Origin of the sequence: Pseudoxanthomonas sp. PXM04 (assembly GCF_014851695.1) — a bacterium.
In the GTDB taxonomy this organism is placed as follows: domain Bacteria; phylum Pseudomonadota; class Gammaproteobacteria; order Xanthomonadales; family Xanthomonadaceae; genus Pseudoxanthomonas_A; species Pseudoxanthomonas_A beigongshangi.
In genome coordinates, this window is sequence record NZ_JACVAG010000002.1 from 123985 (window position 1) to 147329 (window position 23345).

General features: G+C 63.5%; 20 protein-coding genes, 1 tRNA gene and 2 pseudogenes. 2 read left to right on the forward strand and 21 right to left on the reverse strand.

The window, feature by feature from the left end:
• Positions 1-32: 32 nt before the first annotated feature.
• On the reverse strand, positions 33-932 hold the full coding sequence (locus IB228_RS06550) for a PD40 domain-containing protein (RefSeq protein WP_183638908.1): 900 nt from the start codon (positions 930-932) through the stop codon (positions 33-35).
• Between the two features lie 137 nt (positions 933-1069).
• Positions 1070-1693, reverse strand: a complete 624-nt coding sequence (locus IB228_RS06555) for a glutathione S-transferase (RefSeq protein WP_183638910.1) — start codon at positions 1691-1693, stop codon at positions 1070-1072.
• Positions 1694-1859: 166 nt separating this feature from the next.
• On the opposite strand from IB228_RS06555, the gene IB228_RS06560 reads away from it, so the two are divergent.
• Together IB228_RS06560 and IB228_RS06565 are read left to right on the forward strand one after the other, a co-directional pair.
• On the forward strand, positions 1860-2555 hold the full coding sequence (locus IB228_RS06560) for a class I SAM-dependent methyltransferase (protein WP_192197934.1): 696 nt from the start codon (positions 1860-1862) through the stop codon (positions 2553-2555).
• A gap of 290 nt (positions 2556-2845) precedes the next feature.
• Positions 2846-3811 (forward strand): hypothetical protein, encoded by a 966-nt coding sequence (locus IB228_RS06565; protein ID WP_192197935.1) that lies wholly within the window; start codon positions 2846-2848, stop codon positions 3809-3811.
• A 388-nt stretch (positions 3812-4199) separates the two neighbouring features.
• Here the strand turns inward: IB228_RS06565 and IB228_RS06570 are convergent, their stop codons facing one another.
• The 19 genes and pseudogenes from IB228_RS06570 to IB228_RS06660 form a co-directional block, all read right to left on the reverse strand.
• Positions 4200-4547 (reverse strand): hypothetical protein, encoded by a 348-nt coding sequence (locus IB228_RS06570; protein ID WP_183638916.1) that lies wholly within the window; start codon positions 4545-4547, stop codon positions 4200-4202.
• A gap of 57 nt (positions 4548-4604) precedes the next feature.
• On the reverse strand, positions 4605-4874 hold the full coding sequence (locus IB228_RS06575; RefSeq protein ID WP_183638918.1) for a hypothetical protein: 270 nt from the start codon (positions 4872-4874) through the stop codon (positions 4605-4607).
• Positions 4875-5737: 863 nt separating this feature from the next.
• A complete protein-coding gene (locus IB228_RS06580; RefSeq protein ID WP_192197936.1) occupies positions 5738-6313 on the reverse strand; it encodes a hypothetical protein in 576 nt (191 codons plus the stop codon).
• Positions 6310-10629, reverse strand: coding sequence for an RHS repeat-associated core domain-containing protein (locus tag IB228_RS06585; protein ID WP_183638922.1), 4320 nt, complete (start codon positions 10627-10629; stop codon positions 6310-6312). Before IB228_RS06585 ends, IB228_RS06580 begins: the two co-directional genes overlap by 4 nt.
• A gap of 876 nt (positions 10630-11505) precedes the next feature.
• Positions 11506-12215 (reverse strand): annotated as a pseudogene (locus tag IB228_RS06590) (site-specific DNA-methyltransferase).
• Positions 12163-12390: a Com family DNA-binding transcriptional regulator gene (locus IB228_RS06595; RefSeq protein ID WP_225562307.1), complete on the reverse strand. Its 228-nt coding sequence runs from the start codon at positions 12388-12390 to the stop codon at positions 12163-12165. The pseudogene IB228_RS06590 and the gene IB228_RS06595 overlap by 53 nt, the downstream one beginning before the upstream one ends.
• Positions 12387-12629: pseudogene (locus tag IB228_RS06600) on the reverse strand (Presumed portal vertex protein); the annotation flags it as partial. The pseudogene IB228_RS06600 and the gene IB228_RS06595, both read right to left, overlap by 4 nt.
• A 297-nt stretch (positions 12630-12926) precedes the next feature.
• Positions 12927-13002, reverse strand: a tRNA-Lys gene (locus IB228_RS06605).
• 67 nt (positions 13003-13069) lie between these two features.
• Positions 13070-13735 (reverse strand): 7-cyano-7-deazaguanine synthase QueC, encoded by a 666-nt coding sequence (gene queC, locus IB228_RS06610; RefSeq protein WP_192197937.1) that lies wholly within the window; start codon positions 13733-13735, stop codon positions 13070-13072.
• 180 nt (positions 13736-13915) lie between these two features.
• Positions 13916-14590 (reverse strand): 7-carboxy-7-deazaguanine synthase QueE, encoded by a 675-nt coding sequence (gene queE / locus IB228_RS06615; protein ID WP_192197938.1) that lies wholly within the window; start codon positions 14588-14590, stop codon positions 13916-13918.
• 129 nt (positions 14591-14719) lie between these two features.
• Positions 14720-15529: a tol-pal system protein YbgF gene (gene ybgF, locus IB228_RS06620; RefSeq protein WP_183641183.1), complete on the reverse strand. Its 810-nt coding sequence runs from the start codon at positions 15527-15529 to the stop codon at positions 14720-14722.
• A 12-nt stretch (positions 15530-15541) separates the two neighbouring features.
• Entirely contained in the window at positions 15542-16057 is a 516-nt protein-coding gene (pal, locus tag IB228_RS06625; protein ID WP_141455750.1) for a peptidoglycan-associated lipoprotein Pal, read from the reverse strand.
• 52 nt (positions 16058-16109) lie between these two features.
• Positions 16110-17429: a Tol-Pal system beta propeller repeat protein TolB gene (gene tolB, locus IB228_RS06630; RefSeq protein WP_183638928.1), complete on the reverse strand. Its 1320-nt coding sequence runs from the start codon at positions 17427-17429 to the stop codon at positions 16110-16112.
• A gap of 103 nt (positions 17430-17532) precedes the next feature.
• Complete coding sequence (tolA, locus tag IB228_RS06635) at positions 17533-18543, reverse strand: cell envelope integrity protein TolA (RefSeq protein ID WP_183641185.1); 1011 nt, start codon at positions 18541-18543, stop codon at positions 17533-17535.
• Positions 18533-18973, reverse strand: coding sequence for a protein TolR (gene tolR / locus IB228_RS06640; RefSeq protein WP_192197939.1), 441 nt, complete (start codon positions 18971-18973; stop codon positions 18533-18535). Before tolR ends, tolA begins: the two co-directional genes overlap by 11 nt.
• 12 nt (positions 18974-18985) lie before the next feature.
• The gene (tolQ, locus tag IB228_RS06645; protein ID WP_183638933.1) at positions 18986-19753 is read right to left on the reverse strand and encodes a protein TolQ; all 768 of its coding nucleotides are present in this window, start codon (positions 19751-19753) and stop codon (positions 18986-18988) included.
• A gap of 27 nt (positions 19754-19780) precedes the next feature.
• The gene (gene ybgC / locus IB228_RS06650; RefSeq protein ID WP_192197940.1) at positions 19781-20227 is read right to left on the reverse strand and encodes a tol-pal system-associated acyl-CoA thioesterase; all 447 of its coding nucleotides are present in this window, start codon (positions 20225-20227) and stop codon (positions 19781-19783) included.
• 42 nt (positions 20228-20269) lie between these two features.
• Positions 20270-21310: a Holliday junction branch migration DNA helicase RuvB gene (gene ruvB, locus IB228_RS06655; RefSeq protein ID WP_183638937.1), complete on the reverse strand. Its 1041-nt coding sequence runs from the start codon at positions 21308-21310 to the stop codon at positions 20270-20272.
• An 89-nt stretch (positions 21311-21399) separates the two neighbouring features.
• A complete protein-coding gene (locus IB228_RS06660) occupies positions 21400-23337 on the reverse strand; it encodes a potassium transporter Kup (RefSeq protein ID WP_192197941.1) in 1938 nt (645 codons plus the stop codon).
• Between the last annotated feature and the right edge of the window lie 8 nt (positions 23338-23345).

Sequence of the window (23345 nt, forward strand, 5' to 3'; positions counted from 1 at the left end):
GGCGCCTCTTTCGTTCGCCTCCCACAACTCGCTCACGGCATCTCGATCGGCGCCACCATCAAATCGATCGTTTCATGGACGCGCGCGAAGTACAGCTCGTTGGAATCCCACAGCATGGTCGGATGGAACTCGGTTCCCGCGCTGTTGACGCAGCTTCCCACGTTGACCGGATTGCCGAGCCGGCCGTTGCGCTCGATACGGCTGAGGTAGATGTCGACATCGCCCAGCCCGTCCTGCCGGCCCACCGTGGAATACAACAGGCTGCGGCCGTCCGGCGAGATCTGCGGATTGAATTCCCACAGGTGGGAATGGTCCACGCCCGGGCCGATCGACATCGCCGGGCCATAGCGGCCATCCGGCTGGCGCAGGCTCCGGTAGATGTCCCACTGCCCGCGGTCGCGATCGCTGGCGAAGTACAGGTTGCCGGCGCGATCCAGGCTGGCATACAGCTCGTTGTAGGGGCTGTTGACGTTCGGTCCCAGATTGACCGGTTCGCTCCAGCCCGACCCGGTGCGCTCGACCACCCAAAGGTCGTTGAGTGGATAGGGCCCCTGGTTCCCGGGCCGGTTGGACGAGAACACCAGTCGCTGGCCATCCAGCGAGACGACCGGGTCCGAATCGGCGAACTGGCCAAGGCCGGAGAACGAGGCCACGTCCGGGGTCGACCAGCCGGTCGCGGTGCGCTGGGCGGTCATGATGGTGAACAGTGCGTCGGATCCGGGCGGACCCGGGATCTCGTTGACGTGCCAGTAGATCGTCTGCCGATCCGGAGTGAATGCCAGTCGGCCTTCATTGAGTCCAGGCGTACTGATGACTCCCGGGGCGAACACCTGGGCCGGTCCCAGGCAAACCGGCGGCGGCGGCTTGGCCGCCCAGGCCGGTAGCGCCAGGACCAGTGCAACGGCGGCGGACAACGGAGCGACGTGCTTCATGGAAGTCCCTCGTGCGGATGGTGTTTTGCACTGTCCGCGCGGCCGGCTCCGGCCGCCATGCGGCTGTGACGAACGCATCGCGGCGAGTGACCAACCGCTTTCCCGCGCGCGCGCATCCGGGTCAGGAGGCCTGCCGGTCAGGGAATGCCATTGCCGCCATGTCGGCGGAAACCCGGCCGCGCTTCCAGCCGACGCAGGTAGGCGGTCACCGCCGGCAGTTCCGGACGCTCCATCGGGGTCACCTTCCAGCGGTTGACCGACAGCCCCACCACGATGTCCGCCACGGTGAAGGCATCGCCGGCAACATGCGCGCCGGTCCTGGCCAGTTGCGCATCGAGGATACCCATCCGCCGGTTCCACTCCCGCACGCTGGCTTCGATTTGCGCGGGATCGGCGTGCTCGGGACTCTGTCGTACCCGTGCCATGAAGGCGTAGCGCCAGGCGTTGTTGAGTTCCGTGGCCTGCCAGTCCATCCATTGCTCGACCCTGGCCCTCTCGGCCGGCGCCCGTGGCAGCAGATCGTCGCGTTGCTCGCGGCCGGCCAGGTAGCGGCAGATCGTGTTCGACTCCCATAGCACCTGCCCTCCATCGCGGATCACCGGCACCAGCGCGTTGGGATTCAACGCCAGGAATTCGGGTTCCGAAGTGGAGCGGTGGCCGCTGCCCCACTCCTCCAGCTCGAAGGGCAAGCCGAGTTCCTCGCACAGCCAGAGCACTTTGCGGACGTTGATGGAGGTCGACTTTCCCAGGATTTTCAACATGATTCGTATCCGTACGCCCGCCGGGCGCGGGCACGCTACCTTAGCGCCCCGGAGCCTGCTGCCGCACCCGGCGGCGCAGGCCATCGCGTGCCAAGGCGGAGCAGCTTAAATCCGCCCAGCCCGTGGCAAACGGGCGGGGGAAACTCACATTGTGTTGAAGGAAGCAATGCCGGAACAGACGCAGAACCCATACAGCGAGAACTGGTTCGATCACAACATCCCGCACTGGCAGCAATGGCTGGGCGGTTTCCGTGATCGGCCAGGCATCCGTGCGCTGGAAATTGGCAGTTTCGAAGGTCGCTCCACGCTGTGGCTGTGCCAGCACATCCTCACCGGCGTGGGCGCACGCGTCGATTGCGTCGATTTGTTCGCCCCCGATCCCGTTTATGGCGACTACCGCGCGCGATTCCGTCAGAACACGGCCGCCTTCGCCGATCGGATCACCGAGCATCCGGGTTACAGCTTCGATTCATTGCGCCGGATCGAAGGCGAGTTCGATTTCATCTACATCGACGGCTGGCATTCGGCTTTCGGCGCGCTTGCCGATGGCGTGATGACCTGGCCACTGCTGAAGGTCGGCGGCGTGATGATCTTCGACGACTATCTGTGGGTTCCGCCGAAGCAGGCGCCCCGCAAGCCGAACGCACTGGTGCGCAACTGGGCCAAGCTGCGGGGGCGCGACTGGCGCCGCGACGCACTGGAACGCCAGATCGCCAGCGTTCCCACGGAAACGCCCAAGCTGGGTGTCGACGGCATGCTCGCCACGTTGGCGGGACACTACGAACTGCTCGGCGTGACCAACCAGTTGGCGATACGCAAGACCCGCGGCTTCACCTTGGGGCAGGTCGGATACGACACCTGAGCGTTCGATGCCTGGATGAAACAAGGCCCGGCCACGTGCCGGGCTTTTTTCATCCAATGACGACTCCTCGAAACGTGGATGGCATCGGCGCCATTCCTGAATCTGCTTGACATCCGTTTCACGGACACGCTCGCACGCTCGGCTCCCGTCAAGACGACGATACTGCTGAGCCCGCCATGGACATGCGCATCATCATGCGGCAGTTCCCTACGTTGTTTCTGGTTCGCACGGCACTCGCACTGCTTGCCGTCGCAATCCCGCTCTCCAGCCAGGCCGCCCGCCTCGAGTACGTGACCGCAGTCGACGGCACCATCACCGACGTCACCCCGCAACGCATCCTGTTCTTCGTCATCGAGGATGGCCGGCCACTGCTGAAGGTCTACAACCGCGCGACGGGGAGCCTGCGCACGGTCCCGGATCCGACAGGCCATACGCCGGGTTACGAAAAGCTGACCGCGCGTGGCGTAGTGTACGGGATCACCGAGGACGACGAAACGTCGGTGTACGAATGGAACGGCGCCGCCGCGCCGTTGGGAAATGATGGAACGCCACGTGGCATGCGCGTCAGTCCGAACAACAAGCGCTATGTCATCTGGCCGACCTGGCGCCCGGGACGCTACCTGAACCTGCGCGACGTGATGCTCTACAAGGACACCCTGGTCGGCAACGGCCGCGTCGCCGATCTGGCCGATGTCGGCGACGGTGGCGAAGTCGTCTACACCGAAGGGCCGGCGCCCTACAACGTGTTCCGCTACCGGGCCGGGCAGGCCGTGCAACTGACCCACGATCCGACCTATTCGCACTTCAATCCGTTGACCGACGGCATCAACGTGGTCTATCGCAAGCAGGTGTCGACCACGGCCTCGCAGATCGTCTTGTACAACGACAATCTCGGCGAAGTGGTCCTGCGCGATGCCAGCAGCGACTACTTCACGCCCCGTGCGGACTATTTCCCCAGCAGTGGATGGGTCGGTTTCACTCGTTTGAACACCGTGAACGGCAACACCGTCAGGCAGGTCTGGCTGCGCTCTCCGCAAGGCCAGCTGACGGCGGTCTCGCGGGCGGATGCGGACGCATCGATCCATGCCATCGCGGGGGGCCAGGTGATGTTCGTCAGCAATGGCTATCTCTACCTGGGACGGCCCGGCGCGGCGCCCGTGCTGGTTTCACCCTTTGCCGAAGGCACCGGCGGTGCCTGGCTGCAGGGCAGCTGGTACGTGTACTTCGGCGGCACCCTGTACCGGGTGGTGCTGTAGCCGCAACGGTCCAGCCCGCCCGCATGCAGCAGGTGGAGCCGCGGCACGGGAGGGGAGCCCTTCATGGGGTTCCCCAAGGTCCTTCCGGCCCGCCTGCCAGTGTTCCGCGGCCACGAAAAAAGGCGCTCGCGCGCCTTCAACCGCCTGCATCGAAATGGTGGGCCGTGAAGGATTCGAACCTTCGACCAAAAGATTAAAAGTCTGTTCGATTAAGCCTTACTTTCAATGGGTTAGAAAGATCCATTTTTCCAGACCGCAGCCGTGAAACCATTGACTTGTCGTAAGGCTGGACGCCATTTTTCCGGCGATCCCACGATGTCCGCTATCGACCAGGAGCGGACATCGGAATTAAGCTGACCCGCGACGCGGGTTCGGCTTGAATGAACTGTTAGGCCGCAGCACGGAAGCGCTGGACGGCCCGCATAAAAGCATGTGTCACCTCGAGCTTTAGTCGAGGTGCTTTGTTTTCCGCAAGCAGCCAGGAAGCCAGAACATCTACTGGCAGATAGCTGGATCGGTTGCTGCGACCAATTGCCATCAGTTGGCCAAATACTCGGTGTTGGATCTCATTGATGTCGCGAAGGAAGCGCGGGTCTGTGACGCCGGGGCCCTGAAACTCGTAAGCCGTCCTGGCAATCACTGTGAGCTCATGCCCAAAGAGCGGCAGGAACCGAGCCATATCGGCGTCTTCCATCCTTGAAAGGAGCGTCTCGCATTCTTGCGGAGTGATACTCATGCGGCCTAACGCCTGAATTTAGCCGTGCCGCGAAGCGGCGTCGGCTTGAATGAATTGTTAGGCGTCCTGTCGACCAAGCCGCAGCCCTCGCCAACCGATACCGATGATAAGAATTGAGCCAATGAGAAGTACTGCATAGATCATCGCCGCCTCTATGCCGTATGCAATGAATCCGTACTTGCTGGACGAGAACTGCAACGAGCCAACGACCAGCGAAAGAATAGCCTGGTTCAGTGCTAGAAGTACTGTGGCTAAGCCGATTGCTATCGCTAGCCAGCTCCAGAACCTGTTTGAAGCGCCAGCAGCTTTCATAGACAAGCGTTTCATCCCCCCCCCCCCGGGCCCATTGGTTTGCTTAACTTGATACGCGAGTGCTGGCCAACAAGCAACGTCCGCTATCGGCCAGGAGCGGGCGTCCGGCTTAACCCGAGCCCTCGCTCACTGCTGAGCGTGATCATGCGCTTACCAAGCTCCCGAGATGCGGGGTGCGCTCAAGGTCAACTTGTGCACCTCACCAAGGTCATTCAACAGGCTCAAGTCATCCACTCTGGACCACAGCGACTAAGAAGAAGCCCCGCAATGCGGGGCTTCAGAATTACGGGCAAGCCTTGTATTAGGGCCGATTGCTTTTTGACGCAGGGAATATAACCAATAGCGCCAAAGATAGAACAATCAAGAGCAATGCAATCTTTGTTTCAAGCAGGCTCACCTCGTAAGCAACAACTCCGCTGATATAGGTGTCCGTCGAAAGCGGCGGAGAAGATGGATTTGCCGCAACTTTTCTAGCCATCCCGTGCATGTAGAAGTACAGGATAAAAAAAGTCCAGGCTGATATGGAGGCGCAATAGACGCTCCGAAAAAGCACGCTCCCGCCCCTCACGGCAAAGACGAATGCAATTGCACAGAATACGGCAGTAATTAGGGTGACCATCGTCATTTGGTGCACCCGCATGTATTCAACCTACCGCTATCGAGTTCCTTCCTGGCCATATCAGCCCCAGCATCAATGTCCCCAATACTGTCTCGGTCCCAATCCCTGTTCTCAGGTAGCTGGTTTGACCATGTTCCATGGTTTCTCAAATCCTGGGAACTGAAATGGTTGCTGCTTTTCCCCTGCCTGCGCCGTGCGTAAAGAAGAAGAGGCCCCGCCTAGGGATGGTGGGACTTCGAACGGCTCATCAAAATTTAATTCACAGGGTCTTGCTGGCCTGCTTGCCCAATAGCAGGAACAAGAAGGGGCCCAGTGCAAGCCGAAGACCATCAACGAGAATTGCCCTGGCTTTCTGGTCCATCTTTCTCGACATCGACGCGTAGCCGAAGAACCCAGCAAACCGGCCAGCCAGCGCTGCATGCAGGTAATAGTGCCGCGCCTTGGCATAATTCGGCTCGTCGCTGCTTTCGTAATACTTCGCATAGGCCAAGTTAACCTCCGGAACCATTCGGAGCGACTTTGCTTCATCGATGTACCGCAGTGCTTCACGATGTCGCTCACCGCCTTGCTTCATCAGGGCTCGAGCCAAATACAAAAAGGTGATTGCATCGGGGACCATGCTGGCAGCCTTTCGATAGTTGGCAGCAGCACGCTCCAGATCGCTTTCAACGTCATCACCACCGAGCTCATAAGCGATCCCCCTCATCAGGTACCCCGACGCATGCGACGGGGTGTGATCCGAGTTAATGAGGGTTTCTGATAGCGCCAACAACTCTTTTGCGCTATTGCTGCGAATTGCATTACGCGCATCGTTATAGGTATCGGAGTGCTTCATGGACTTGGCGGTCTTGGGAAAATGATCGTTCCGCGCTGCTGCGCTTCGCGAACAGAGCCCTCAACCATTCTCTGAAGTCGCTCCAGATCATTTACCCATTGGTCCGGCTTGTCCTTGCTGCACACGCCAAGCGCAAGGCAGGCGCGCAACACCCCTTCCTGGAACTCCTTGGTCTTGCAGACATCCGCGCTCTTCTTGGCTGCGCTAACGGCTGCGGCCAATGCTTCCGGCGTCAATGAAACACCGCCTGCGATCACATACGGCCCGGCTATACCCACGGCAGCACCGGCTGTAGCTCCACCCCAATACACGTTGAGTCTCATTGCAACGCCATCTGGCAGACGCTGGCCAGAAGTGGAGCGTGTGTTGAGGTTTCGAGAGTACGGGAAGAACTGCAGCCCTTCTGGGTCAACCCACATCACCGGATTCCCGCCGACATAGGCATAGGTATTCAATCCGCCCCCCAACCCAATCGGGTCGGACTGTGTATAACGGCCCAACCGCGCATCGTAGTACCGGTTGACGTTGTGCCAGAGGTTCGTCTCCTGGTCGTAGTACTGGCCCGGCAGCCCCACATTCAGGCCCCCGAGGCTGTCCAGCGTCACCTTGCGGTCGAAGGCAAAATTGCTGGCCCGCCACACCACCGCCTTGGCGCTGTTGGTCGCCACTTCCGGCCGGCCCAGATGGTCGGGATGCAGGTAGTACACCTGATTGCCCCGCACCATACCCACCAACTGCCCACCGAACCACAGGTAGTTGGTCCATGCGCTGGTGTTGTCCTTGTACTCCGCCAGCAGAGCGCTGCCCGGGGCATGCACGTAACGGTAGTTGCCGTGGCTGGGCGCGGCTTTCCATGCGCGTTCATTGAAGGCATTGTAGGCGTAGGTCGCGGTGCCCGCCGGCAGACTGACGGTCGTGTAGTTGGGCTCCGCCTGAGTGATGGCGGTGTTCCGCGACGCGCTGCTCATCCGGTTGAACGGGTCGTAGCTGTAGGTCGCGGTCGAGCCCCCCCAGGACTGGGTGGTCCGGTTGCCCAGGCTGTCGTGGGTATAACCGTGCGAGGTCATCGCACTGATGCGGTTGCTGTTGGCATCCACCGTCAGCGCCTCGTCCCACGTCCACACATGACGCGTCTTGTTGCCGTTGGCGTCGTAGTAGAAGCTCTGGTTCCCAGACATCGAAGTGAAGTTCGTCAGACGACTCAAGCTGTCATAGCCCAAGTTCTGGGTCAGGTTGCTGTTGACCGCATTGGCGACCTGGGTGATTTCATTGACGGCGTTATACGTGTAGCTCAACTTCTGGACGCTGGTGGAACCGTTGTAGGTACCCAGCGTGGTCAACCGGCGGTCCACGTCATAGGTATATCCGCGGCGCAGTCCGTTCCCGTACAGCCAGGAAATCGGCGGACCGAAGGCCTGGCTTTCCACTCCGGTGATTACATTGCTCACCATGCCGCCGGTGTTGACCGTCATCGCCTTCAACTGACCATCAGCGTATCCATAACCCACCGCCATGCCGTTCGGGTAGGTGATGGCGCTCGTCCGCCCCAGGCCGTCGTAATAGAAGCGGGTCCAGTAATCGCTCTGGACGCTGTTGGCCGTGGTGCGCTCCCGCCGGATGGACACCTGTCCTTCGGTCGTATAGGCGAAATGAACGCTGCTGTTCGGTCCGTCCGCATTGCACAGCAACATCTTGCCGTTCGTGCACCAGTCGTAGCCGTAGGCAAGCGTCTGCCCACCCGCCACCGCGCTCGTCTGACGCCCCAGGCCGTCGTACCCCAAGGTGGTCGCGACCCCATTGCTCCGCGTGAACTTGGTGCGAAGACCTGCCGCGTTGTACTCGAACGTGGTGGTGCCCGTGTCCGGACTGGTCTGTGCCCACACCTGGCCGAATCCGTCGTAGGCATAGGTGGTGTGCTTGCCGCGCGGGTCGGTGACCTTGATGAGGTTGCCCACTGCGTCGTAATACAGGTAAGTATTGCCGTTCAAGGCATCCTGCACGCGGTTCTGGCGGCGTTGCCGGTCGTAGAAGTAGCGCGTGACCCGCCCGGCCGAGGTCTCCGTGGCCACGTCGCCGTTGGCCGTGTAGGTATAGCTGACCTGCTGGCCGTTGTTGCCTCGGCGCGCCTTGACGAACCCGCCTTCGTCGTAATCGGTGAAGGTTTGGTACTGCGTCACCGTGCTGTTCAGATGAAGCACCTTGCCCAGGTCGGGGTCGAATTCCTTGCCCCGGTAGATGGACTTCACCTCCGTAGCGGTTACGTCACTGTTGAGGTTGTAGGTGTAGTTGACCCGTTCGGTGAGCGTTTCGTCCGTCGTTTCCGGTATGCCATCTTCGTACGCCGAAGTGCGGGACTGATAGGTACGCCGGTCCAATGCGTCATAGCCATAGGTGGTCGTCACGCCATCTGGCGTGGTGACGCCGGTCACGCGCCCTCGGCTGTCATAGGTGTAGGTGGTGGTCTGTGCCGCGCCGCCGATGACATTGCTTCGGGTCAGTACATCGTTCCCTGCATTGTAGGTGAAGTCGGTAATGCTGCCGTTCGGGCCCGTAATGCGACCCGGCAGTCCCATCGCGGTGTAATTGCTGTAGGTCATGACGTGTCCGAGCGTATTGCCGACGGAGGTCAAGTTACCTGACGTATCGTACTGGTAGGTCACCTGGTCCCCCGTACCGGTCACCGGACCATCCACGACCATGGTTTTCACCATGCCGTTGGCATAGACCGCATAGCCGTAGGCGACAATGCGCTCCTGATTGATGATGCCGGTGGCACTCCGGTTGATGGTCTTGACAGAACGCAGCAGTCGCGCGGCCGGGTCGCCGTCAGGGTAGTAGTCGTAAAGCGTTTCGGAGACAGGCTGGCTTGTGGAAACCCCGTAAACCTTGAGGGCAAGCAGCCGTCCTTTGCGCGCTGAATCCCACAGGTACTGGGTTATCTGCTGCTGGTCGGTTTCGCCGTTGGGACCGATGCCTGTTATCTCCTGGGTCAGACGGCCATCAGTATCATAGGTATAGTCCGTCTTGACTCCGAAGGCGTCCAGCTCATAGTCGGCATTACCGCTGGCATCATAGGCGGTGTATCGCGCCCCGGCGGGGCAGACCGTGCTGGCTGGCCGTTCCGCGCCAATGACTTGTTTGCTGCCGTTCAAATCCGCAATCTGATAGCGCGTAGTTTGTCCCAAGGCATTGGTGACATCGGTATAGGTCGCCCCATACGCGAAGGTGCTGCGCTCTACGCCCCCCTCCAACCCCGACCATGCTGCGCGGCCATCGGCCTGATAAGCATACCGGCTGTAACGCACCCCGTTGACGGAAATACCCGTCAAACCACCCGGCTGGGCCGAGTCTTCGTAGTGGTAGGAACGCGTACCTAGCGTATCCGGGTAGACAACGCTGCTCAGATAACCTGCCGTGTTGTAGTTGTAGGTATACGCCTTCCCATCCGGCGCGGTAATGGTTTTCACTTTGCCGGAGGCCCACGTCAATTGAATCGCGCGGCCGGAGGAATGCGTGATGGTGGCCAACTGGTTGCTGGCGTTATAGCTGTAGGACAGTCCAATGTTGCGTTCATTGCGCACGGTCAGAGGACGGCCATGCGCGTCATAGGTTTCGACTTGCTCGCCATCGCGGGTTTGCAACTTCCAGCCCGTCCCGTTGGCGACCAGCGTATCGCCCTTGTCGGTACGCCAAACACCGGAAGCATCCTTGCTGAATACCCAGGCATAGCCATTGGTGCGGTTGGCGTAGATTTTCGTCAGTGGATTGGTCCCCGGCGTGCAAGACGCAATGGCATCCAGCCGGCCATGGCATTGCGTGCCGCTGTAGTCGAAACTCAAGGTATATTCGAGGCTTGAGGCCCAGCGGCGCCCAAAAATGCCTGTGCGATCCAGAAACTTGTCGTAGGTACGGCTGATGACCAGTTGGACGCCTGCTTCGGGCATGACGCCGAAATCGAGTTCCGGCAGGTACTTTTTGCCCGTGGCAATGCCCACCGGTCGGCCCGTGCTCTGAGCGACAGATGCGCTCTCGCCGCAGTCGATGAGCGACGCGAGGATGACATCGTTCCCCACGGCAAGGTCCGTGAGCGGTTCACGGCTATCGACGATGGGCTCACGGTTGATCAGCGAATCCCGGTCTCGGACTCCACTCAATCTTTCAAAGTCTGAGGCGTCATATTCCCAACGGCAATTCTCCGCCACCGCTCTTACACACACACGGCCATCGCCGCACGCATAACCTTCCGAACGATAGTCACAGACTGGCCGCATTGCCGATGCCTGACCGCAAACGAGCCCGTACAAACCCGCAGCCATGACCGCTTGCAGGGCAATACTCGCGGTTCTATTCCATATCCCCATGGCCGTCCTCTTGGCGAATGAGACGGCATCTCAGGCGACCGTCCTTGGTGCCCTTACTCATTGCATGCTCGCTCGTTGCTTGTCAATGGAACGGCAACAACTTGGGAAAATTCCCAAGGCTCGCTCGCACCGCCAATAGCAAACCTGTGGTGGTCGTGTATCCGTCTTACATAAGGTCAAATTTTGAGGTGGCCGCCGGAAACGGGTAATAAAGGTAATACGGCGAAAAAGCAGCACTATTTCTCTTTCATATCAGATAGTTAAGAGTCAATCTCAAAGGTAATAAAAGGGTAACGGCGGGGTAATCTTGTTACCTTTTTAGAAGGTAATATCAGGCAAAAATGGAACCCTTTTAAATCAATGACTTGGCTCGATGCTAGCTCCCGTGCTACCTCGGATTACCTCCTGAGGTAACATCTAAAACCACCGCAAAATCAATGGGTTAGACCGGATTTCAGGGGGGGCAATTACCTATTGCCCCGTTCCGATGGGCATCCAAATTTTTCACCCTGCCCGCCGGGTTCGCTGGAAGGCTGCGGAACGGCACTGAGGGCGCCTCGCCTTCGCAGGGTTCCGCAGGCTCAGGAGCGCCCCTCTCAGCGCTCCTGAGCCCGCTACGGCGGCCCGAATTGCGATCTGCAGGCGTGCGGAAAACCCAGGGGTTTAGACCGCAGGCGTGGCGGGGCGACGACTGCGCGCGCCGGGGCAAAATTCCGTTCAGGTTCGGCCGTCTTCACGTTTTTTTAATATTTCGGCCGCGGCACCGAGCGCGCACGAAAAAGCCGCCCCGGAGGGCGGCTCAGTTGCGGCGCGATGGCGGTGGGCGTGGCGCTAGGGCGCGCCCAGTCGCTCGCGGGCGACGGCGGCGTAGGTGGTCGGTGAGTTCGCAACCCGTCCAGCCGTAGCCCTCTTCCTGGGCGGCCAGCAGCGTGGTCCCGGAACCTGCGAAGGGGTCAAGGATGCGCCCACCCCGCTCGCAGATGCGGACCACCTGCCGCATCAGCTCGGTGGGCTTGCCTGTCATGTGGTGCTTGTCGGTTCGTCGGACAGGCACGCGGACCACGCTCGGCAGCACCGGCGCATCACGCTCCAACGGCATCGCGCCCTTGCTGCACCAGACGATGTATTCGGCCTGGTTGCGGAAGCGGCCAAGGGCCGGTCGCGTGCCCTCGGTCTTGTCCCACACGGTGACTCCGCGCCAGATCAAGCCGGCGCATTGCAGCGCGTCGGTGGTCAACGGCAACTGACGCCAGTCGGTGAACACACACACCGCCCCGCCGGGCTTGAGAATGCGCACGCATTCCGACAACCACAACGCCATCCAGCGCAGGTGCGATCGCTGATCGCGTTCGTCCCCCGCGAAGTCGAGGTGCAGGCCACGCGATCCGGATTGCTGATACTTCTGCGACGGCGCGCGTGCGCGCCGCAGCGGTCAACCCACCACTGGCGTATGGCGGATCTGTAATCACCGCATCAAACGAAGCCGATTCAAGCGTCGGCAGGAACTTCAGGGCGTCGCCCTGGTGCAGCTGGTTTTTCATGGCTAGAGCCTTCTGTCAGCCGCTCTTGGCGATCTGTCGGGAGGCTCTGGGCCTTCAAATGATTGACCACGCCGCAGCGTGGGCACTTGATCTGCAGCTCATCGAACGCGCCCGCTTTCGCCAGCAGGCGCGCGCAATCACCACAACGGAGATTTGAAAGCAACGAACGGTTCATCGGGACGCCTTCGGCTCCGCCTCATTGAATCGGATCACCTCCGAACCCAGCCACTCATTGACCCGCAGCAGACGCCGCTGAATCGCCACCAGTTCGTTAGCTTCCCATACCGAGGACGCATCGCCGATGTTACCGAAGCCACCCGCGTTCTGTGGCACGATTCCGAGCAGTTGGGGCGGGATACGCAGCGACGCCAACACGTCATCGCGGGTGACGCCCTTGATCCCGGTAAACTCATCCACTGACACCGTAGGAAACATCGGCAATGCGCAGGACGGCGCTGGCCACAAGTCGCCGAGCACGACGGTCCGCTACTATCACGCGCTTCCAGTTGTCACGCCGCCAAAGCCAGCGAAGCCAGCGAAACCCTGAGTTGGCCATGCCCTGGTCGACCACGAAAAACCCGCCCACCATCGGCGGGTTTTTTCATGCATGCAGGTATGCGTGGAACGTCGCGCCGGGCTTCCATTTTTCCGGTCATTTTTCCGGAAGGGCGTTTTTGCGCGCCGCGTCACGACGTAAGTTATTGATGCGATTGGTGGGCCGTGAAGGATTCGAACCTTCGACCAAAAGATTAAAAGTCTTCTGCTCTACCGACTGAGCTAACGGCCCATGCACCCGGCGTTGCGCCGGGGTGCGAATTCTAACCCAGCTTGGGGGCGGCTGAAAAATCCGGGGTTCAGGCGTACCGGGTCGGGTCGGCCACGCCGGCATCGGCAAAACCCGCTGCGCGCAGGCGGCAGGCGTCGCAGTGGCCGCAGGCGCGGCCCTGTTCGTCGGCCTGGTAGCACGAGACCGTCTCCGAGAAGTCCACGCCCAGGCGCAGGCCCTCGCGCACGATGTCGTCCTTGCCCATCCTCATCAGCGGCGCGTGCACGCGCAGGCGCGCGCCTTCCACGCCGGCCTTGGTGGCCAGGTTGGCGAGTTTCTCGAAGGCCTCGATGAATTCCGGCCGGCAATCGGGATAGCCGGAGTAATCGACCGCGTTGACGCCACAGAAGATGTCCGCCGCGCCCAGCACCTCGGCCCAGCCCAGCGCCACCGACAGCATGATGGTGTTGCGGGCCGGCACGTAGGTCACCGGAATCCCGCCGCCGCCGGCTTCAGGCACGTCGATGTCGTCGGTGAGCGCGGATCCGCCGATGCTGCGCAGGTCGACATGCACGGTCTTGTGCGCGACCGCGCCCAGCGAACGCGCGACCCGGTCCGCGGCTTCCAGCTCCGAGGTGTGGCGCTGGCCATAGCGCACGCTCAGCGCATGCACGGCATAGCCCTGCTCGCGGGCGATGGCGACGACGACGGCGGAATCCATGCCACCTGAGAGAAGAACGACGGCTTTTTTCATGGGGAATCGGGAATCGGGAATCGGGAATCGGGAATCGGGAATCGGGAATCGGGAATCGGGAAAAGCATCCTGCTTTCGCCCCCTTTTGCAATGCTCCTCAACAGCCCAATGGCTGGTCAAAGGGGGCTATGGGGGATTCACGCGCGAAGCGCCACGTGGGCCGCGCACGTACGCCCATCGCTACCGGCCCGGCTCGTCGTTCCAGAGCAGCTTGTGCAATTGCATCTGGAAACGTACCGGCAGCCGATCCTCGACGATCCAGTCGGCCAGCTGGCGCGGCTCCAGTTCGGACTTGGAAGGCGAAAACAGCACGTCACAGCGCTCGGCGAGCCGGTGCTCGGCCACCATCCCGCGCGCCCAGTCGTAGTCGGTGCGTCCGCACAGGACGAACTTCACCTGATCGCGCGGGGTCAGCAGCGGCAGGTTCTCCAGCCGGTTGCGGGCCATTTCACGCGAGCCGGGGGTCTTCAGGTCGACCACCCGCGAAACCCGCGAATCGACCTCCGCAATGTCGAGCGCGCCGGAAGTCTCAAGCGAGACGTCGTAGCCCGCGTCGCAGAGCCGGCGCAGCAGGATCAGGCAGCGCTTCTGGGACAGCGGTTCGCCGCCGGTCACACAGACATGGCGGACACCGTGGCGGGCGACTTCGGCCAGGATCGCCTCGATGTCCCACCACTGGCCGCCATAGAACGCGTACTCGGTATCGCAGTACTGGCAACGCAGCGGGCAGCCGGTCAGGCGCACGAACACCGTGGGCCAGCCGGCGGTGTTGGCCTCGCCCTGCAGGGACAGGAAGATTTCCGTCAGCTTCAGGCGTTCCTGGGCAACGGGCTCGGACGTGGGGACGGCGTTCATGACGGCACATTATCGCCTGTCGGCGCGGCGGCCGTCGGGCGGTGGGTGGATTGCGTTCAGCGACGGCCGCGGCCAGGGGCGCGTGCCGTTCCGACCGCGGACCGCGGCCGGCCTTTCCCTGGCACGGACTCAGCGCAGTCGGCCGAGCTGGATGGCCTTCAGTCGATCGTCGGCGGTACGGGCGACATCGCTGCCGGGATAGCGGCTGACCACGTCGGCCAGGGTGCGCTCGGCGGCGTCGACCTTGCCCAGGCCGTATTCGCACAGGCCCAGCTTGAGCAGCGAACCCGGCGCCTTGTCGTGGGTGGGATAGCGCTCCATCAGCGCGCGGAACTGCTCCGCGGCCAACGCGTAATTCTGGGTGACGTAGTAGCTCTCGCCCAGCCAGTACAGCGCGTTGGGCGCGTAGACCCCGCTGGGATACGCCTGCAGGAAGGCCGTGAACAGCTGGGCGGAGCCGACATAGTCGCCGGACTTCAGCTTGTCGAACGCCTGGTTGTAGGCGGTACGTTCATCCCCGGCCTGGGCCAGGGATCCGGGATCGCCATGCACGGAGGGCGCCGGTTCGACATTGGCGGCCACCGGCGGGGTCGTGGGCGGGGTGCCGCCGCCACTGCTGGTCGCGGGCACCGCCACGGGCGGCGCGGCACCGCCTTCCATGCGGTTCAGCCGGCCATCCAGATCCAGGTACTGATCACGATTGCGCTGCTGGAACTCCTGCAGATCGTGCTGGAGCTTCTCGATCTGCGCACGCAGTTCGCGGATTTCGCCTTCCTGCTGACTCAGGCGGTTCAACAATTCCATGTTGGCCTGGGAATTGTTGGCCTTGGCCTCCAGCGCCGCGACGCGGTCCGCCAGACTCTGGCGTTGCGCCCAGGCGGGAGCGGCGGCCACCAGGGCCGCCGCCGTGACCAGCAGGAAACGCTTGCCGATCGACATCGCGCTCATCGCTTACTTGGCGGTGTAGACGATCTCGACGCGACGGTTCTGCGCCCAGCACGACTCGTTGGATTCGGTGCAGATCGGACGCTCTTCACCGTAGCTCACCACGCTCAGCTGGCTGCCGGAGCCGCCGTTGGCCTGCAGCGCGGACGACACGGCGTTGCCGCGGCGCTCGCCCAGACCCTGGTTGTAGGCGCGGCTGCCGCGCTCGTCGGCATGGCCTTCCAGGGTGATGCGCGAGGACGGACGGTCACGCAGGTACTTGGCGTGGCAGCCCATGATGGCCTGGAATTCCGGCTTCAACGAATCCTGGTCCAGATCGAAGTACACCACGCGCTGGCGCAGGCAGGCGTCGGTGTCCAGGTCGTTCGGGCCGTAGACGCCGGAAGTGGTGGGCTCGGTCGGGGTGGTCGGGACGGTGGTGGTGGTGTCGGTCGGCTGGGTTTCCTTCACAGCCTTCTTGCAACCGGCCAGCACGGCCACGGACATCAGGGACAGCATCAAAACGCGGGCAGTATTGTTCATCGTCATTCCTTCGGCTTCTCGCAGGGATGGGGGTAAAACCGTAGACGTTATCTTAACGCTTTGCGCGGTACGGCGACCATGCCGGCTCGCGCACATCGCCATCGGCCAGCACCAGGCGCTGGCGGACCCGGCCGTCGGCGGAGACCGCATACAGTACGCCTCTTCCACCTTCGCGGGCGGCATACAGGACCATGCTGGCGTTGGGCGCGAAGCTGGGGGACTCGTCCAGCGAGCCCGGCGACAGGGTGGACCAGCGCGGCGAGCCCAGGCTGCGATCCATCAGGGCGATGCGGTAGGTGTTGCCGCTGCCCTGCGCCACGGCGATCTTCTTGCCGTCGTAGGAAATCTTCGCCGAGGCGTTGTAGCTGCCTTCGAACGTTACCCGGCTCGCGGAACCGCCGCTGGCCGGCACCTGGTAGATCTGCGGACGGCCGCCGCGATCGGAGGTGAAGTAGATGCTGCCGCCATCCGGGCTCCAGACCGGCTCGGTGTCGATGCTGGACTGGTTGGTCAGCTGGCGCAGCTGCCGGCTGGCGATGTCCATCACGTAGATTTCCGGATTGCCGCTGCGCGACAGGGTCAGCGCCAGCCGGTTGCCATCCGGCGAGAACGACGGCGAACCATTGATGCCGCGGAAGCCCGAGACCTTCTGGCGTGCGCCGGTGGTGATGTCCTGGACGAAGACGGCCGAGTTGCCGCCCTCGTAGCTCACATAGGCCAGTCGACGGCCATCGGGAGCCCACGACGGCGACAGCAGCGGCTCGGAGGAGCGCACCACGGTCTGCGGGTTGAAACCGTCGGAGTCGGCGATCATCAGCGCATAGCGCGCGCCCTTGCCGGCGCCGCTGGCGGTGACGTAGGCGATGCGGGTCCAGAACGCACCCGGGATGCCGAGGATCTTCTCGTAGATGGCGTCGGCCATCTGGTGGGCGACATCGCGCATGGCGTTGGCGCGCGCGGTCATCGCCAATCCCAGCAGGCGCTCCTGCTTGGCCACGTCGAACAGTTCGTACTCGACCCGGTAGCCGCCGTCACCGGCGTCGACCACGCGGCCCACCACCAGATAGTCCTGCTTGAGCGCGCGCCAGGTCGGATACTGGACCTCGCTGCCACGGGTCGGGCGTTCGACGATGCTGGCCTCCGGCAGGGTGCGGAAGGAGCCGGAACGCTCCAGGTCCGCACGCACCACGCCGGCCACGTCGGTCTGCGGGGCGCCCGCCGAGCCCTGGTACGGCATCGGCACGATGGTGATGGGCAGCGCCGAGGCATTGCCGCCGATGATGTCGATGTCCAGCCCACGCTCCTGGGCGGCAGCGGCGAACGACAGCAGCAGGAGGGTCAGGGCGGAAAGCCAGCGCGGCAGTTTTTTCATGGCAGGTCGGGGGTTCTCGGTCTGTCTGAACGGAAAGGGATACCAGCTTGCGCGTGAACGTTTTCGCAATCGTGAACGGCGCCTGTTCAGGAACGCGATTCTCTCAGCGATCCTGCGCTTCGAACGTGAAATTCAGGGTGCGCTGGAAAACATTCTCGAATCCACGGTACGGCAGGGGCTGGGCGCGCAGCACCGCGGCCTCCACCGAGCGCCGGCCGGCCTCGTCGTAGGGGCAGCTCGGGTCGACCTTGGCGTCGATGACTTCGCCGCCGGGCAACTGGCGGATGGTGATGCGGCACCGCTGGCCGACCGGCACGCTGTCCGGGCGGATCCACTGGTTGAGCACCGCCCGCTGGATGGCGGCGGCGTACTGCGCGGTCAGATCGTTGCTGGTGCCGCCCTGCCCCGGCTGGCCGCCGCTGCGGCTGGCAGCGGGAGTCGCCGCGCTGGCCGTGGTACTGGCGCGCTGGGCCTGCACGTTCTGCAACTGGCGCAGCTTCTGCTCGGCCATCTGCGCCTCGCGGGCGGCCTGCTCGCGGCGGCGGCGCAGGTCGGCCAGCTTCTTGTCGCGCTCGGCCTCCTCCTGCTGCTTGGCCAGCCGCTGCTTGCGCTCGGCCTCCTGCTGGCGCTCGCGCTCGGTCAGGTCGATCTGTTCCTGGCGACGCTTCTCTTCCTGCTCCTTCAGCGCCTTTTCCTGGGAAATGGCCAGGCGACTGGCGGCGTCCTGGTCCTCGGTGTCCGGGACGGGGATGCGTTCCTGCGCCTGCTGCTGCGGCGCCACCGGCGAGTCCTGCGGGCGCGGCTCGGGAAGCGGCTGAGGCGGCGGCACCGTCTCCTCCTCGGCGGTTTCCTCGATCGGGGTCGGCATCGGCTCCGGCTTGGGCGCGTTTTCCATCGCCTGCTGGGCCGAGCGGATATCGGCGCTGGAGATCTCCAGCGAAGCCTCGATCACCGGCGAACCGGCGGCCGCGTCGAAGTCGTGCGAGGGCGACCACAGGTAGGCGGCCAGGAACAGCAGCGCGATCAGCGCATGCACGCCGATCGCGAGTGCGACCGGAACGGCGAGATCGTCTTCTTCGGGACGATGCCGGGGGGGGAGCGCGTCAGCGTGCATTGCCACCGGGCTGGCTCATCAGGCCGACCTTCTTCACCCCGGCCTGCTGCAACATCACCATCGTGTCCATGACCTTCTGGTAATCAGAATGGCCCGGCGCGGCGACGAACACCGGCGCATCGGGATTCTGGCTGACGAAGGCCTTGAGCTTGGCGGCCAGGGTCACGCCGTCCAGGCGCTCCGGCTTGCCGCTTTCCAGGGTCAGCGTATAGGCGCCGTCGGCGTTGACGCTGACGATGATCGGATCCTTCTTGCTCTCGACCGAACGGGCGTTCGACCTGGGCAGGTCCACGTCCACACTGAGGGTCAGCAGTGGCGCGGTCACCATGAAGATGATCAGCAGCACCAGCATCACGTCGATGTACGGCACGACGTTGATTTCGGACTTGAGCTTGCGGCGCTTGCGCACGCGGGAGATGGCGGCGGTCATGGCGGACTCCGCTTATTCGTCGCCCGAGGACTGGCGCTGCAGGATCGAGCTGAACTCCTCGGCGAAGGTTTCATAACGCACCGAGATGCGCTCGACCCGGGTGGTGAAGCGGTTGTAGGCCCACACCGCCGGAATCGCCACGAACAGGCCGATGGCGGTGGCGAACAGCGCTTCGGAAATGCCCGGCGCGACCGAGGCGATGCCCGCCTGCTCGCCGCTGTTGAGCATGTCGTGCATGGTGACCATGATGCCGAACACGGTGCCGACCAGACCCACGTACGGCGCGGTGGAGCCGATGTTGGCCAGCAGCTCCAGGTTGCGTTCCAGCTGATCGACCTCGCGCGCGTAGGTCGCGCGCATGGCGCGCTGGGCGCCTTCCAACTGGGCGCGCGGGTCCAGCTTGCGCTTGTCGCGCAGGCGGGCGAATTCGCGGAAGCCGGCTTCGAAGATCGCCTCCAGTCCGCTGACCACCCGGTTGCGGTCGGCCGCGCTGGCGTACAGCTTGCTCAGTTCGGCGCCGGACCAGAACCGGCTCTCGAAGTCATCGGCGTCGCGGTTGGCGGCCTTGAATACCCGCGCCTTGCGGAAAATGATGATCCAGCTGATCAGGGAGCCCAGCAGCAGCAGCACGACGATCAGCTTGACCGGCAGGCTGGCCTTGAGCATCAGCTCCAGGTAGTTGATGCCGCTGTGGGTGGCGGCGGCGGTCGCCTGGACGGCGGCGGCGGCGGTGTCCTCGGGCAGGGCTTCGACCACGGCGGCCAGGAGCGGTGCGATCATCCGGTATTCCTCGATGTTTCGGATTGGTCAGTTCGGCGTTTCGAACAACTTGAATTCTTCATACAACGCTTCGGGCAGCGGTTTGGGTCTGAATCCCGCGGCGGAAAGCGCCGCGACCTTCACCTCTGCCGTCAGCAGGACGTCCTCGCCGCGCAGGATGCGCTGGGCGAAGCCGACACTGGCGCGCTTGCACTGGCGTAACACGAGTTCCACCTGCAGCAGGTCGTCCAGGCGCGCCGGTTTCAGGAAATCCAGCGTCATCGCGCGGACCGCGAAGACCAGGTCATGGTCCCCGCGCAGCCACTCCTGGCTGTGGCCGCGCGCGCGCAGCCATTCCGTCCGCGCACGTTCCAGGAACGCCACGTACTGCGCGTGATAGACCACGCCGCCAGCGTCGGTATCTTCCCAATAGACGCGTGTCGGCCAACTGAATAGCCGGGGAACGGGGTCATTGGTCTGCGATTGGGCGCTCAAAGGCAGGCTTCTCCGGACAAAACGGGGTACCGGGCCATCGGCTCAGAACAGTTCGTCATTGCCGCCGCCGCCCAGTTCCAGTTCCCGGCGGGGTTTCAGGCCCAGGTGCCGGTAGGCCTTGGAGGTGGCCATGCGGCCACGCGCGGTGCGGATCAGGAAACCCTGCTGGATCAGGTAGGGCTCGATGACGTCCTCCAGCGTGCCGCGTTCCTCGGACAGGGCCGCCGCCAGCGATTCCACGCCCACCGGGCCACCGTCGAAGCTGTCGATGATGGTCCGCAGCATGCGCCGATCCAGTTCGTCGAAGCCCTCCGGGTCCACTTTCAGCATCTGCATGGCCGCATCGGCGACAGCGTGGTCGATGTGGCCGGTGGCACGCACCTGGGCGTAGTCGCGGACCCGTCGCAGCAGTCGGTTGGCGATACGCGGCGTGCCGCGTGAACGCCGCGCGATTTCGGCGGCCCCCTGTGGCTCGCAGTCGATGCCGAGGATACGGGCCGAACGGCGCACGATGCTGGTCAGCTCCTCGGCACTGTAGAACTCCAGCCGCTGGACGATGCCGAAGCGGTCGCGCAGCGGCGCGGTCAGCAGGCCGGCGCGGGTGGTCGCGCCGACCAGGGTGAACGGCGGCAGGTCCAGCTTGATCGAACGGGCGGCCGGCCCCTCGCCGATCATGATGTCGATCTGGAAATCCTCCATGGCCGGGTACAGCACTTCCTCGACCACCGGCGACAGGCGATGGATCTCGTCCACGAACAGCACGTCGTGCGGCTGCAGGTTGGTCAACAGCGCGGCCAGATCACCGGCCTTCTCGATCACCGGGCCGGAAGTGACCCGCATGTTGACGCCCAGCTCGTTGGCGATGACGTGGCTCAGGGTGGTCTTGCCCAGCCCCGGCGGCCCGAAGATGAGCACGTGATCCAGCGCCTCACCGCGTCCCTTGGCCGCCTGGATGTAGATGTCCAGTTGCTCGCGCACCGGTTTCTGGCCGAGATACTCGTCCAGCCGCTTGGGCCGGATGCTGGCCTCGATGGCTTCGTCTTCGCGGGTGGCGCCGGAGGCGATGATGCGGTCTTCGGTCATGCCGCCATTATGGGGCAAACCGCCATGGAAAAAGGGCCGGCGCCCGCGCGGGTCCGGCCCTTCAGGTCATGCGCTCCGCGATGCCGCGCTCAGATCTCGACCTGCGCGCCCAGTTCGACCAGCCGGTTGCCCGGAATACGGAAGAATCCGGTCGCCGGCGCCGCGTTGCGGTGCATGACCGCGAACAGCTTGTCGCGCCAGACCGGCATGCCGCGATGGGCGGTGGCGACGATGCTCTCGCGGCTGGCGAAATAGGTCGTCTCCATCGGATCGAAGTAGATGCCGCCACGGTCGCAGGAACGCATCAGCGCCTGCGGCACGTCCGGGGTCTCCATGAAGCCGAACTTGACGATGACCCGGTAGAACTCGTCGCCGATGGAGTCGATCTTCAGGCGCTTTTCCATCGGCGCGAACGGCACCGGCAGGGTTTCCACGGTCAGGAACACGTTGCGCTCGTGCAGCACCTTGTTGTGCTTGAGGTTGTGCAGCAGCGCGTGCGGAACCATGCCGGTCTGGGCGGTCAGGAACACCGCCGTGCCCGGCACCCGCACCGGCGGCGCCAGCATAAGGCCCGGCAGGAACGTATCCAGCTGGATGCCTTCCTTGCGGATCTCGGCGCTGAGCAGCTCGCGGCCGCGGCGCCAGGTGCGCAGCAGGGTGAACACGACGATGCCCAGCACCACCGGGAACCAGGCGCCCTGGAAGAACTTGGCGCCATTGGCGAACACGAAGCCGACGTCGACCACGAAGAACACCACGCACAGCGCGATGACCACGCCGCTGCCCTTCGGCCACAGCGCCCGCGCCACCAGCGCCAGCAGCAGGGTGTCGATCAGCATGGTCGCGGACACCGAGATGCCGTAGGCCGCGGCCAGGCGGGTCGAATCCTGGAACATCAGCACCACGGTCAGCACCGCGACCATCAGGATCCAGTTGATCCCGGGGATGTAGATCTGGCCGATGGTGTCGTGCGAGGTGTGCTTGATCTGCATGCGCGGGATGTAGCCCAGCTGCATCGCCTGGCGCGCCACCGAGAACGCGCCGGTGATGACCGCCTGCGAGGCGATCACCGCCGCCAGCGTGGCCATCACGATCATCGGGTACAGCGCCCAGCGCGGCACCGCTTCATAGAACGGATTCACCACCGCCGCCGGATGCTCCAGCACGAACGCGCCCTGCCCCAGATAGTTCAGGAACAGGCACGGCAGCACCAGGATGTACCAGGCGTAGCGGATCGGCTTGATGCCGAAATGGCCCATGTCGGCATACAGTGCCTCGCCGCCGGTGACGGCCAGCACCACCACGCCGAGGATGAGGACCGATTGCCAGCCGTGGTCGATGAAGAAACGGGCACCCCACAGCGGGTTGAGCGCCTTGAGCACTTCCGGCGCGTCGATGATGTTGCCGATGCCGATCGCGGCCAGCGACAGGAACCAAATCACCATGATCGGCCCGAACACCCGGCCCACCTTCTGCGTGCCGAACCGCTGGACCAGGAACACCGCCAGCAGGATCACGATGGTGATCGGCACGATGAAGCGATCCAGCGCCGGCGCGGCGACCTCCAGGCCCTCGACCGCGCCCAGCACGGAGATGGCGGGGGTAATCACGCCGTCGCCGAAGAACAGCGAGGCGCCGAAGATGCCGAGGATGCCGACCACGTAGGCGGTGCGCGATCCCTTCTTGAGGGTGCGCTGGGTCAGCGCCATCAGCGCCATGATGCCGCCCTCGCCCTCGTTGTCGGCGCGCATGATGATGGAGACGTACTTCACCGTCACCACGATCATCATCGCCCAGAACACCAGCGACAGGATGCCCAGCACCGTGTCGTGGTTGGCCTGCAGGTGGAAGTGTTCGGAGAACGCTTCCTTCAGCGTGTACAGCGGGCTGGTGCCGATGTCGCCGAACACCACGCCGGCCGCGGCGATGACCAGGCCGGGCAGGCCCTGCGGCGTGCCGTGCGAATGGCCGTGGCCGTGGCCGCCGGAGGACGAAGCGGCCGAATGGGAGGAAGCGGATGCGGACATGGCGGGGT

Bases quoted from the DNA above. Each gene is read 5' to 3' on its own strand.
- tolR (WP_192197939.1), bottom strand. From the start codon at position 18,973: ATGACCGCCGCCATCTCCCGCGTGCGCAAGCGCCGCAAGCTCAAGTCC.
- IB228_RS06575 (WP_183638918.1), bottom strand. From the start codon at position 4,874: ATGAAACGCTTGTCTATGAAAGCTGCTGGCGCTTCAAACAGGTTCTGG.
- IB228_RS06580 (WP_192197936.1), bottom strand. From the start codon at position 6,313: ATGAAGCACTCCGATACCTATAACGATGCGCGTAATGCAATTCGCAGC.
- IB228_RS06595 (WP_225562307.1), bottom strand. From the start codon at position 12,390: ATGAACCGTTCGTTGCTTTCAAATCTCCGTTGTGGTGATTGCGCGCGC.
- IB228_RS06550 (WP_183638908.1), bottom strand. From the start codon at position 932: ATGAAGCACGTCGCTCCGTTGTCCGCCGCCGTTGCACTGGTCCTGGCG.
- tolB (WP_183638928.1), bottom strand. From the start codon at position 17,429: ATGAAAAAACTGCCGCGCTGGCTTTCCGCCCTGACCCTCCTGCTGCTG.
- IB228_RS06560 (WP_192197934.1), top strand. From the start codon at position 1,860: ATGCCGGAACAGACGCAGAACCCATACAGCGAGAACTGGTTCGATCAC.
- pal (WP_141455750.1), bottom strand. From the start codon at position 16,057: ATGAACAATACTGCCCGCGTTTTGATGCTGTCCCTGATGTCCGTGGCC.
- queE (WP_192197938.1), bottom strand. From the start codon at position 14,590: ATGAACGCCGTCCCCACGTCCGAGCCCGTTGCCCAGGAACGCCTGAAG.
- tolA (WP_183641185.1), bottom strand. From the start codon at position 18,543: ATGCACGCTGACGCGCTCCCCCCCCGGCATCGTCCCGAAGAAGACGAT.
- IB228_RS06585 (WP_183638922.1), bottom strand. From the start codon at position 10,629: ATGGCTGCGGGTTTGTACGGGCTCGTTTGCGGTCAGGCATCGGCAATG.
- IB228_RS06570 (WP_183638916.1), bottom strand. From the start codon at position 4,547: ATGAGTATCACTCCGCAAGAATGCGAGACGCTCCTTTCAAGGATGGAA.
- IB228_RS06660 (WP_192197941.1), bottom strand. From the start codon at position 23,337: ATGTCCGCATCCGCTTCCTCCCATTCGGCCGCTTCGTCCTCCGGCGGC.
- ruvB (WP_183638937.1), bottom strand. From the start codon at position 21,310: ATGACCGAAGACCGCATCATCGCCTCCGGCGCCACCCGCGAAGACGAA.
- IB228_RS06555 (WP_183638910.1), bottom strand. From the start codon at position 1,693: ATGTTGAAAATCCTGGGAAAGTCGACCTCCATCAACGTCCGCAAAGTG.
- tolQ (WP_183638933.1), bottom strand. From the start codon at position 19,753: ATGATCGCACCGCTCCTGGCCGCCGTGGTCGAAGCCCTGCCCGAGGAC.
- queC (WP_192197937.1), bottom strand. From the start codon at position 13,735: ATGAAAAAAGCCGTCGTTCTTCTCTCAGGTGGCATGGATTCCGCCGTC.
- ybgF (WP_183641183.1), bottom strand. From the start codon at position 15,529: ATGTCGATCGGCAAGCGTTTCCTGCTGGTCACGGCGGCGGCCCTGGTG.